Genomic DNA, 11,060 nt, shown 5'->3' with positions numbered 1-11,060 from the left:
GTCTCCAGGTGATTGGATGGGCGCCCGGGTCGGCGCCGCCTGCATCGACCTCGACTGTAGGCGGGCCGGGCCTCGGCGCCCAGGTTGCGGCTCGCCAGATTCGGGTGAAAATCTGCCAACCCTCCAAGCAGACCCCGTGCCCAGCAAGTCCACTGCCCGCCCGTCCCCGGCCCTCTCGCCCCTGGTGCATCGCCACGGCCGCGGCGACCTCGACACGCCGACCGAGAGCACGCTGGGCCTGCCCGCGCTGGTCGAGACGATGGCGGCGCTGGGCGTCGACGCGGCTGCGGTGCTCGAAGGCACGGGGATCTCGCCGCTGGCCCTCACGGACCACAACGCGCGGTTGTCGCAGCGCCAGAAGGTGGCGCTGTTCGACAACGTGCAGCGCCTGTCGCCGGACCCGGCCATCGGCCTGCTGGCCGGGCAGCGGCAGCGGATTCCGGACTTTGGTGTCTTCGGCTATGTGCTGCTGAGCAGCGCGACCCTGGCCGATGCGGTGGCTTTCGGCATCCGGCACGTCCGGCTCGCGGGACCTGTGCTGGAGAAAGGGTTCCGCGTCGAGGGCGAACTGGCGATCTTCGAAGGGCGGGATGTGCTGGACCTCGGGCACCTGCTGCCGCTGGCGACGGAGTTCTGGTTCAGCTCGATCCTGACCTTGCTGGGGCGGGTGCTCGAGCGACCGTTCCAGCCGCGGTGCATGCTCTTGCCCTATCCGGCACCTGCCTGTGCAGGCCGCTACCCCGAGATTCTGAATTGCCCGGTGAGCTTCGAGGCGAAGGTCATGCAGATGCACTTCGACGCCAGCCTGCTGGGGCTCCCGCTGCCCAACGCCAACCCCCTCACGGCCAGCCTCTCCACCGACTTCTGCGCCCGCATGCTCGAAGCCATCGGCGGCGAGGACACCCTGGTCAAGTCGATCAAGGAAGCCTGCCTCAACCGTGGCGCGGGCGGCATGCCGCGGGCGGACGAGATGGCCAGCCGGCTGCACGTGTCGACGCGCACGCTGCATCGCCGCCTGGTCGATGCAGGCACGTGCTACCAGGACATCATCGACGGCATCCGCAAGCGCCTGGCCATCGAACTGCTCGAGCGCACGGAGCTGTCGGTGGACGAGATCGCGGAGCGCAGCGGCTTCGCCGATACGTCCAACTTCCGCAAGGCGTTCCGCAAGTGGACCGGCCAGACCCCGGCGTACTTCCGCGCGCCTCGGGGCTGAAGCGCCGGGGCGCCTACGGACCCGCGCGCGGGTAGGTGCCTGGAGGCAGGCACTTGCTGGAGCCGGTGACCACCAGCTTCGTGAACCCGAAGTCTGACTTGACGGCGTAGTCCTTGCCTTTATGGGCGTCGCCCGGCTGCGTGCGGTGGCGAAACTTCTTGTCGGGACAGCGACTGGACAGGAACTCGTTGCCCGAACGGCCGCCCGCTCGCCACGTGATCGTGGTGTCGCCGCTCACGTACGTGCCCTCGAAATCATCGAAGGCCAGGGCGCTCGAACTCCACCCGCTCGCGAGAACCATCGCGGCAAGCAGCGGCTTCTTCAAACTCAAACGATGTCGTGACATAAGGCGTGCGAGGAGCAGGGCCATTCTATGGCGGGCCTGGCCGTTGTCTCCACCGCCTTCACCACGTACGTGGTTCCAAGTGGCTGCAGGGATGGCGGGCGGCGGCTGCTCATTCGTCCGGCGCATCGAGATTCAATCGCAGCAGATCGGTGATGGAATTCACCTTCAGCTTCTCGATCAACCGGCTGCGATGCTGCTCCACGGTGCGGTGACTGATCGCGAGCTCCTTGGCAATGACCTTGCTCGGCAAGCCCTTGAGCGCCAGCGACATCACCTCGCGTTCGCGATCGGTCAGGGCGGCGATCCGCTTGGCCAGGCCCTGATGCACATCGGCGGCCGGCGCCGCCCGCATGCCGGCATCACGGCGCAAGGCCTCGTCGATCGCGTCCAGCAACTGCTGCTCGCGGTAGGGCTTCTGTACGAAGTCGACGGCCCCGTCCTTGACCGCCTTGACCGCCATCGTGATGTCGCCATGGCCGCTGATGAAGACGATCGGGATTCGCGCGCCGATCGCGACCAGGCGCTGCTGCAGCGCGAGCCCGCTCATGCGCGCCATGCGCACATCGAGCACGAGGCAGCCGGGCCGCGACGGATCGAAGGTCCCGAGGAACTCCAGCGCCGAGCTGTGGACCTCGGTGGCGAGGCCGATCGAGTTCACCAGTTCGCGCACCGAGTCGCGATAGGCCTCGTCGTCATCGATGATGAAGACAGTCGGTTCGTCCATGGCGTGGGCTAGGGGAGCCGCGGAAGGGTGAAGCTGAACACCGCCCCGCCGCCGGGATTGTGCGAGGCCCAGAGCTTGCCGCCATGGGCCTCGATCAGTTTGCGGCAGATCGCCAGGCCCACCCCGAGACCGCTGGACTTGGTCGAATAGAAGGATTCGAAGACGCGCTCCAGGTCGCCTTCGTGGATGCCGACGCCGCGGTCGGAAATATCGACCCGCACCTCGTCGTGTTCGCCGGCCTGGATGGCGATGCTGATCTCCCGGGCACCGGCGGGCGGCGCCAGTTCGATCGCCTCCATCGCATTGCGCAGCAGGTTCAGGACCACCTGCTGCACATGGATTTCGTCGACGACCACCACGGGCAGGGGGCCCGTCGGCGGCAACTCGATGCGGATGTCGCGAAGATCGCAATCCAGCTTCACCATGCCGACGCATTCGCGCACCGCCTGGTCGATGCGGATCGGCTTCGGGTCCAGTTCGTGGCGCTGCACCATGCTGCGCATTCGCGTCACCACATCGCCGGCGCGCGTCGACTGGCCGATCACCTTGTCGAGCAGTTCCGTGACACGGACCATGTCGGGCGATCGCTCGCCCGCGCGGCGTCGCGCGGCGAGCGCGTAATTCTCGATCGCACCCAGCGGCTGTGTGATCTCGTGGGCCAGTGCGACCGACATTTCTCCGGCCGTGTGGACCCGCACCAGGTGCGCCAGTCGTTCGCGCCAGTGCGCCGCCTCGACTTCCGCGGCCAGCCGGCGGCGCTCGGCAGATTCGCGGGCATGCAGGCTGCCGAAGACTTCAGCCAGCAGCTGGACCCCGGGGAGCAGCGCGTCGGGCCAGGCATGTTCACGCCGGACCGTCGCGATCGAGAGGGCGCCCGCCTGTTCCCCCGCGACCGGCACCACGAGCAACGAGCGGATGCCCAGTGCCTGCAAGGTGTCGCGGTCCCGATGCGCCGAGGCAGGGAGCTCGGCGAGACCGGTCAGCCGGACCACCCGGCCGGCAGCCACGCGGCTGCCCAGCCACGGCAGGCAACCCGTTGCGTGCGTGCCCGGCGGTGCCGCGAACCCTACGGCATGCCAATGCCGCGCCGGCTCGTAGCGCCCGTCGCTGTCGATCCCCGGCCAGAGGGCGACCCGCTCGGCACCCACGAATTCGCCGATCTCGCGCAATCCGTGCAACACGGCCTCGCCTTGCTCGTCCGGTCTGGCCAGCACCAGGGAGGCCAGGATGCTGCTGGCCAGCCGCTCGAAGCCGATTGCGAGCTCGAGTTCTTCCTGCGCGCGCTTGCGTGCGAGGGCGCTGCCGAGGATTTCCGCCAGCAGACGCATCCGCTCGAGAAGTTCGTCCGACCATTCGCGCTCGCACCGAACGGAGCCGAAGATGAGGGCACCTTGAAGATGCCCCGCCACCATGATGGGCATCATGACGTGTGATTTCAGGCCGAGCCGGCGCCAGCTCTCCTTGTCGACGCGGGCCTCCGGCGGCAGGTCGTCGAGGCGCGAAAAGGCGACCGGCCTGTTCGCGATCGCCATCGAAAGCGCCCACGGATTCGAATCGCGCACGTCGAGGCAGTGCTGCACCTGCGCGATGCCTTCCCTGGAGAACGAATGCGTGACATGGGCGCTTCCGGTCAGCGTGAACACGCGCGTCAGCGTCGACCGGTCGATGTCGAGGGCCTTCACGATGCGCGCGAGGCTGTCCTCGATGGCGCGGTCGATGTCGTGCAGCGGCACGGCCACGAAGGTGGCCGACAGGTCCGACAGCAGGCGCTCGAAGCGCAGCAGGCCCTGCAGGTCGCGAGGAGGCGGGCGCGAGGCCCATGGAAGGACTGAGGCCGTCATATCGGCGCCCGTGGCGGGAACCCTCCTTGTGTGTCGGCGTGATGATCCCCGTGCCATCCCGGGGCGCCGGAGCCGTCGCGATCGATCACGTCCGAGGCTCCTCGCGGCATTGCGGTGATTTCCGATCGGATCCGGATGCATCGCGACGCATTCGCATCATCGCCACTTCGTTTGCGCACCGTCAACCCGGCTTTCGGGATATGGCGACAGTCGTCGACGGGGAGCGACGCCGGTCATCGGGTTGTCACATTTCCGTGTCAAGACGAGTGCGACGAGCTTGATGTGTGCGGGGTCGCCGCAGGCGCCGGGGACAGACCGGGCCAGTCCGCGCCCAGCGCCTGGCACTCGCGAATCGCCAGATCGGCCGCGGGCGAGAGGGTGCGGCCCTTCAGCCAGATCGCGTGAACATCGGCGAACAGCGTCGTTTCGGCCGCGATCATGCGTACCGGACGCAAGTCGATGCCGAGGACCGTTGCCAGCCCGTGCGGCAGCAAGGCCAGCAGGTCGCCCTCCAGGGCCAGCCTGGCCAGCGTGGGCAGGTCGTCGCATTCGACCGCCAGCGGAAACCTCCCGGGATCCTCGAAGCCGAGGGCCTGCGCGACGATCCACAACAGCTCCGGCTTGGTCGAGACCATGCCGATGCCATGGCGGCGCAGGCTCTCCGGCGTCGCCCTTTTGTCCCGCAGCAAGGGGTGGTCGGGTCGGCAGTACAGCGCCCCGGCGATCTTCATGATCGGCACCATGTCCAGCGGGGCATCGCGAACGAGCAGACGCGGATCGGCGACGAAGAAGTCGATCGACTCGGCCAGGAGCAGGGCGAGCAGGCTGTCGACGTTGCCGCTGCGCACGCGCGCAATCACCTGCGGGGCCTTGCGGCGCAAATCGGCCAGCAGCCTCGGCACCAGGATGGCGGCGGGTATGGGCCCCATGCCGATGCAGAGTTCGCCCAGTTCGCCCTGGCGCAGCAACTGGGCGTCGCGTTCCAGGCATCGACTGTCGAAGACCAGGCGTCGCGCGCGCTCGACCAGGGTTCGGCCGGCCGGCGTCAGCGTCGCGCCCTGGGGACCCCGTTCGAACAGCCGCAGGCCGAAGTGTTCTTCCAGCGACTGGATGCTGCGGCTGAAGGCCGCCTGGCTGAGATGAACCTTGTCGGCCGCCGCGACGAAGCGCCCCTCTTCGGCGAGCGCGATCAGATGACTGAGTTGTCGCAGGTTCACTATGCACTCCACGCAATGAGTGGCTCCTGATTATGCATTGGACGGATGCATCTCCCTTCGGCATTCTTCGGGTCCACGGACCGGCCCCCGTGATCCATGCGCCGGCACAAACGATGAGAGACAACGATGGAATTTGACTACGTGGTGGTGGGGGCCGGATCGGCCGGATGTGTGATCGCCTCGCGCCTGAGCGAGGATCCGGGCGTTTCGGTCGCCCTGCTGKAAACGGGCGGGCCGGACAAGAGCGTGCTGATCCACGCGCCGGCCGGCGTGGTGGCGATGGTGCCCACGCGCATCCACAACTACGCCTACCAGACCGTGCCGCAGCCGGGCCTGGGTGGCCGCCGCGGCTATCAGCCGCGCGGCAAGACGCTGGGCGGCAGCAGCTCGATCAATGCCATGCTCTACGTGCGCGGGCACCGCCATGACTATGACCACTGGGCCGGCCTCGGCAATGCGGGCTGGGCCTACGACGAGGTGCTGCCCCTCTTTCGCAAGGCCGAGCACAACGAGCAGTTCGGCGGCACGCCCTGGCATGGCCAGGGGGGCCCGCTGAACGTGGCGGCGCTGCAGTGTCCCAGCCCGATCAACAAGGCCTTCCTCGCGGCCGCGGCACTGCAGGGCGTGCCGACGATCGCCGACTACAACGTCCCGGACCCGTTCGGCGCCTTCATGTACCAGGTGACCCAGCGCAACGGGGAGCGCTGCAGTGCCGCGAAGGGCTATCTGACCCCGCACCTTGCGCGGCCCAACTTGCAGGTCGTGACCCATGCCGTGGCCTCGCGCATCGTCCTCGAGTCGGGCCGCGCCGTCGGCGTCGAGTACCTGCACGGCGGCGCGACGCAGCAGTTGAGGGCGCGGCGTGAAGTCATCGTCAGCGCCGGCGCGTTCGGTTCGCCGCAATTGTTGATGCTGTCGGGCATCGGTCCCGGGGGCCATCTGCAGCAGATGGGGATTCCGGTGCAGCGCGACCTGCCCGGCGTCGGGCGCAACCTGCAGGACCACATCGACTACGTGCAGACGTGGCGCACCCGCAGCGACAGCCGCACCTTCGGCGTCTCGTTGCGCGGCGGCCTCCAGGTCGGCGCGGCGATGCTCGAATGGAAGCGCAAGCGCACCGGCCGCATCACGAGCTCGATCGCCGAGTCGGGCGCGTTCCTGCGCTCGTCCCCCGAGGTCGAGGTGCCCGACCTGCAACTGGTGTTCGTGATGGCCATCGCCGACGACCATGCGCGCAAGCAGCACCTGGGGCATGGCATCTCCTGCCATGTCGACGTGCTGCGGCCGCACAGCCGGGGCAGTGTCGAGCTCGCGGGCCTCGATCCGGCCCAGGCACCGCGCATCGACCCGCGTTTTCTCGAGGACGAGCGCGACCTGGCGCTGCTGGTCAAGGGCGCGCAGGCGCAGCAGCGCATTGTCGAATCGGCCCCCTTCGACGGCATCCGCGGCGCGATGCTGTACCCGGTGGCCGCCGGCGACACGAAGGCGCTGGTCGCCGATATCCGGGCCCGCGCCGACACCCAGTACCACCCGGTGGGCACCTGCAGGATGGGTTCGGACGATCAGGCCGTGGTCGACGCGCGGCTGCGCGTGCGCGGCATCGCCGGCCTGCGCGTCGCCGACGCCTCGATCATGCCGACGATCGTCGGCGGCAACACCAACGCCCCCACCATCATGATCGGCGAGAAGGCCGCCGAGATGATCCGCGCCGATGCCTTGACCGCGCATCCGCACTGACAGACAGACCCCAGACCCCGGAGACTCTCCCATGAAGCCAACTCTCAAGGCGCCGCTCGCGGCGGCGCTGATTCTCATGCTGGCGGCCTGCGGCCCACGCAACGCCGCTCCCACGGGCGATGCGACGGCCCCGACCGTCGCGGCCAACGCGGTGTTCGAAGAAATCCTGCCGCTCGGCGATCGACAGGCGTTCGAAGACGCCCGACGGGGCCTGATCGCGCGCCCCGAAGGCAAGATCACGGCCCCCGACGGCCGCGTGCTGATCGACTTCGATGCGTTCAAGTTCGTCGATGGCGCCGCGCCGCCGACCGTCAACCCCAGCCTGTGGCGCCATGCCCAGCTGAACGCGCAGATCGGGCTGTTCAAGGTGACCGACGGCCTCTACCAGCTGCGCGGCTTCGACGTGGGCAACATGACGCTCGTCGAGGGCAAGACCGGATGGATCGTCATCGACGCGCTGACGGCCAGGGAGACCGCCGCCGCGGCGCTGGCCTTCGCGCGCAAGCACCTGGGCGACAAGCCGGTCAGCGCGGTGGTCTTCTCGCACAGCCACATCGACCATTTCGGCGGTGCGCTGGGCGTGATCTCGCCCGAGGAGGCGGCGACTCGCAAGGTGCCGATCGTCGCTTCGGCGGGATTCATGGAGGAGGCGACCAGCGAGAACGTGATGGTCGGCACCGCCATGGGTCGGCGCTCGTTCTACCAGTTCGGCAAGGAGCTCGAGCGCTCGCCCAAGGGTCTGGTCGACACCGGCCTCGGCAAGGCGGTGGGCTATGGCACCTTCGGCATCCTGGAGCCGACCGTCCTGGTCACGCAGCCGACCGAGGAGATGACGCTCGACGGCGTGCGCTTCGTCTTCCACAACGTGCCGGGCGCCGAGGCGCCGGCGGAGATGACCTTCTCGATTCCGGCGCTGAAGGCCTATGGCGGCGCGGAGAACCTGGCGCAGACCATGCACAACCTGCTGCCGGTGCGCGGCGCCAAGGTGCGCGATGCGCTGAAATGGGCCGACTACATGCAGCAGGCGCTCGACCAGCTCGACGGCGCCGAGGTCTATTTCGGCCAGCACAACTGGCCGATCTGGGGCCACCAGCGCATCGTCGACTTCATCACCAAGCATCGCGACGTCTATAAGTACACGCACGACCAGACGGTGCGCCTGATCAATGCCGGCCTGACGCCGCGGGAGATCGCCGACCGGATCAAGCTGCCGAAATCGCTGCAGACGCACTTCGGCGCGCGCGGCTACTACGGCGACCTGCGCCACAACGTCAAGGCGGTCTACCAGTTCTACCTCGGCGCCTACGACGGCAATCCGGCGAACCTCGATCCGCTGCCGCCGCAGGAGTCGGCCAAGCGCTACGTGGCGCTGGCCGGCGGCGCCRATCGTGCCCTGCAGGCGGCACATGCCGCCTTCGACAAGGGCGACTACCGGTGGGCKGCCGARTTGCTCAACCATGTGGTGTTCGCCGACAGCGGCGACAAGGCCGCCCGCGAGCTGCTCGCGCGCACCTACGAACAGCTTGGCTACGTGGCCGAGGCCGCCACCTGGCGCAACAGCTACCTGAGCGCTGCGGCGGAACTGCGCCAGGGGCCGCCCACGAAGGGGGTCGATCGCTCGGGCTTCGTCGACATGCTCACGCACACGCCGGTCGAGCGCTTCCTCGAGGCCATGGCGGCCGGCCTCGACGGCCCTGCCGCCGAGGGCAAGGACACGAAGATCAACCTCGTCTTCAGCGACACCGGCGAGAGTTTCCAGCTCTGGCTCGAGAACTCGGTGCTGCACCACCGCAAGGCCGCGCCGGCGGCCGACGCCAACGCCACGCTGACGCTGACCAAGCCGATCTTCGTCAAGATGATGGCCGGCACCGCGGGCGTGAAGGACACGCTGCTGTCGGACCAGCTGTCGGTCGACGGCAGCAAGATCGACCTCGTGCGCTTCCTGTCGCTGATCGACAAGGCGCCGGGGACCTTCCCGATCGTGACCCGGTGATCCCTTGCGGTCGCTCCGCCCTCAGGCCTCAGGCGCCGGATGACCCGTCGCGGGCGCCGGCGCCGCCGGGGCGGGAGTTCTCTCGCGCGGTCCGCATGGCTGGCGCGAACCGTTGCACGAGCAGCGGCCCGAGAATGGAGGTGGCCAAGACCATGAGCAGGACGCCGTTGAACATCCGCGCGTCGAGCAAGGGCTGCCCCGCGGCGTTGAAGGTCTTGGTCGCCACCAGGGCGGCCGCGAGCGTCGCGGCGACCTGGGGCAGGGTCAGCGCCCACTGGGTCCTGCGCGCGGCGGGCGCATAGCCGAAGGCCCGCCCGCAGGATTCCGCGGCGATCCACTTGCCCAGGAGCAGGGCCCCAATGATCCCGACGGCCAGCAGGGCGTCTGCCGACAGGCTGCGCGCGAGTGCGAACGGATCGATCAGGAAGCCGGTGACGACGAAGAAGACCGGAATGAACAGCGTGGTGCCCATGAATTCCAGCTTGGACTTGGCGGGCTTGTCCTTCACGGCCGCGTTGACCGCGAGCCCCGCCATGAACGTGCCGACGATGCCCGGCAGGTTGATGTACTGGGCGAGCAGCGCGGTCAGCGCCAGAATGCCGAGCATCAGGACGAAGTACGTCTCCTCGTCGTTCTCCACCTTCTTCAAGATGTAGCCGGCCGCACGGCTCAAGCCGGCCAGCACGAAGACGACGAACGCCACGATCTCGGCGACCTGCAGGATCAGCGCCGACGCCGAGAAGCCGCTGACGAACATCGGCACGCAGACCGCGAACACGAGCAGCGACAGGGTGTCCGACATCATCGTCGCGCCGACCGCGACCACGATCGCTTCCTGGCGTTGCACGCCCAGGCTGGTGACGATCGGCAGTGCCAGCAGCGTGTGCGAGGCGAGCAGCGACCCGATGACGATCGCCGGCAGGACCGCGTAGCCGAGCCACAGGGAGACCAGCGTGCCGAGAAGCAGCGGCAGGGTGGTCGTGGCCACGCCGAACACGATCGAGCGGAAGATCTTCTGCCGAAACAGGTCCAGATCGATTTCCCAGCCGGCGAAGAACATCAGCAGCAGCATGCCGAGCTCGGAGAAGAATGCGGACACCGGATGCTCGCGCGGGAAGACATCGAGCATGTGCGGCCCGAGCAGCACGCCGCTCAACAGCAATCCCACGACCGTCGGAATGCGAAGGACCCGCGAGATGCGTGGAATGGCGAGGATCAGCGCCATCATGACCGCGAAGCGGGCGAGCGAGGGGAGGAGATCGATGGCCCGATGAACAATTTCGATGACCGACATGACGTCTCTCCGGTGGCGAAGTGCGGCCATGCACCCGGACCCATTGGAGCGCGCTTTCGCCAGCCGCGGCCCCTGTGCGGCCACGTACGTGCTCGTCGGCGCGGCGCGTCCACGTACGTGGTTTGAGTAGTTGCCGGGATTGACGCCGGCGCGTGGGCCGGCCGACCATCTCAAAATTATTCACTGGGTGAACGACCATGACTCAACGATTCAACGCATTGAAATACCTGACCGTCGCGGCTTCGTTCGTGCTGGTCGCCGGCTGCGCCACCAGCAACACGGCGCTCAGCAATGACAATCTTGCCATTGCCGCCGGCTTCAAGGTCATCACGCCCACGAAGCCGGACCAGCAGGCCATGCTCGCGAAGCTCCCCAAGGACAAGGTGTCGCCCGTCACCTACCAGGGCGCCACCTACTACGTCCTGCCGGATTCGATGAACAACCTCGCCTATGTCGGCGGACTGCCCCAGTACCAGGACTACCAGCGGCTGCGCGTCGCCAAGCAGCTCAGCAACAACAATCTCGAGGCCGCCCAGATGAACGAGATGAATTCCATGGACTGGGGCGGCTGGGGCGGCTGGGGCGGCCCCGCATTCGTCGGATTCCGTCGCTAGCCGCAGGCCGACGGCGCATGCGGCGGCCGAGCAGGTGTTCGCGTCCCGGGCCGGCCTCCCACGTACGTGGTGCTGCGT

Annotated in this window: 9 protein-coding genes; 4 read left to right on the top strand and 5 right to left on the bottom strand. The window is 68.1% G+C overall.

The window, feature by feature from the left end:
* The first annotated feature begins 136 nt into the window (after positions 1 to 136).
* On the top strand, positions 137 to 1,216 hold the full coding sequence (locus tag AC1D2K_RS19455) for an AraC family transcriptional regulator (RefSeq protein WP_478090473.1): 1,080 nt from the start codon (positions 137 to 139) through the stop codon (positions 1,214 to 1,216).
* A gap of 13 nt (positions 1,217 to 1,229) precedes the next feature.
* Here AC1D2K_RS19455 and AC1D2K_RS19450 read toward each other — a convergent pair whose 3' ends face one another.
* The 4 genes from AC1D2K_RS19450 to AC1D2K_RS19435 form a co-directional block, all read right to left on the bottom strand.
* A complete protein-coding gene (locus AC1D2K_RS19450) occupies positions 1,230 to 1,586 on the bottom strand; it encodes a hypothetical protein (protein ID WP_478090472.1) in 357 nt (118 codons plus the stop codon).
* Positions 1,587 to 1,671: 85 nt separating this feature from the next.
* Complete coding sequence (locus AC1D2K_RS19445) at positions 1,672 to 2,286, bottom strand: response regulator transcription factor (RefSeq protein WP_478090471.1); 615 nt, start codon at positions 2,284 to 2,286, stop codon at positions 1,672 to 1,674.
* An 8-nt stretch (positions 2,287 to 2,294) separates the two neighbouring features.
* The gene (locus tag AC1D2K_RS19440; RefSeq protein ID WP_478090470.1) at positions 2,295 to 4,127 is read right to left on the bottom strand and encodes an ATP-binding protein; all 1,833 of its coding nucleotides are present in this window, start codon (positions 4,125 to 4,127) and stop codon (positions 2,295 to 2,297) included.
* 257 nt (positions 4,128 to 4,384) lie between these two features.
* Positions 4,385 to 5,344, bottom strand: coding sequence for a LysR family transcriptional regulator (locus tag AC1D2K_RS19435; RefSeq protein WP_478090469.1), 960 nt, complete (start codon positions 5,342 to 5,344; stop codon positions 4,385 to 4,387).
* A gap of 126 nt (positions 5,345 to 5,470) precedes the next feature.
* Between AC1D2K_RS19435 and AC1D2K_RS19430 the strand changes: the two genes are divergently transcribed.
* Together AC1D2K_RS19430 and AC1D2K_RS19425 are read left to right on the top strand one after the other, a co-directional pair.
* Positions 5,471 to 7,081, top strand: coding sequence for a GMC family oxidoreductase (locus AC1D2K_RS19430; protein WP_478090468.1), 1,611 nt, complete (start codon positions 5,471 to 5,473; stop codon positions 7,079 to 7,081).
* Positions 7,082 to 7,112: 31 nt separating this feature from the next.
* Positions 7,113 to 9,074 (top strand): alkyl/aryl-sulfatase, encoded by a 1,962-nt coding sequence (locus AC1D2K_RS19425; protein WP_478090467.1) that lies wholly within the window; start codon positions 7,113 to 7,115, stop codon positions 9,072 to 9,074.
* 28 nt (positions 9,075 to 9,102) lie between these two features.
* Here AC1D2K_RS19425 and AC1D2K_RS19420 read toward each other — a convergent pair whose 3' ends face one another.
* Positions 9,103 to 10,368, bottom strand: coding sequence for a cation:proton antiporter (locus AC1D2K_RS19420; RefSeq protein WP_478090466.1), 1,266 nt, complete (start codon positions 10,366 to 10,368; stop codon positions 9,103 to 9,105).
* A 197-nt stretch (positions 10,369 to 10,565) separates the two neighbouring features.
* Between AC1D2K_RS19420 and AC1D2K_RS19415 the strand changes: the two genes are divergently transcribed.
* Positions 10,566 to 10,982 (top strand): hypothetical protein, encoded by a 417-nt coding sequence (locus AC1D2K_RS19415; RefSeq protein ID WP_478090465.1) that lies wholly within the window; start codon positions 10,566 to 10,568, stop codon positions 10,980 to 10,982.
* The last annotated feature ends 78 nt before the right edge of the window (positions 10,983 to 11,060 follow it).

It is taken from the genome of Variovorax sp. P1_H12_2, assembly GCF_056405335.1.
Note: the sequence above shows the minus strand (reverse complement) of the source record. Positions and strands in the feature narration are given on the sequence as shown.

What these genes read in the sequence shown, in the direction of transcription:
- AC1D2K_RS19420 (WP_478090466.1), bottom strand. Translation starts at nt 10,368, where the DNA reads ATGTCGGTCATCGAAATTGTTCATCGGGCCATCGATCTCCTCCCCTCG.
- AC1D2K_RS19450 (WP_478090472.1), bottom strand. Translation starts at nt 1,586, where the DNA reads ATGGCCCTGCTCCTCGCACGCCTTATGTCACGACATCGTTTGAGTTTG.
- AC1D2K_RS19415 (WP_478090465.1), top strand. Translation starts at nt 10,566, where the DNA reads ATGACTCAACGATTCAACGCATTGAAATACCTGACCGTCGCGGCTTCG.
- AC1D2K_RS19445 (WP_478090471.1), bottom strand. Translation starts at nt 2,286, where the DNA reads ATGGACGAACCGACTGTCTTCATCATCGATGACGACGAGGCCTATCGC.
- AC1D2K_RS19440 (WP_478090470.1), bottom strand. Translation starts at nt 4,127, where the DNA reads ATGACGGCCTCAGTCCTTCCATGGGCCTCGCGCCCGCCTCCTCGCGAC.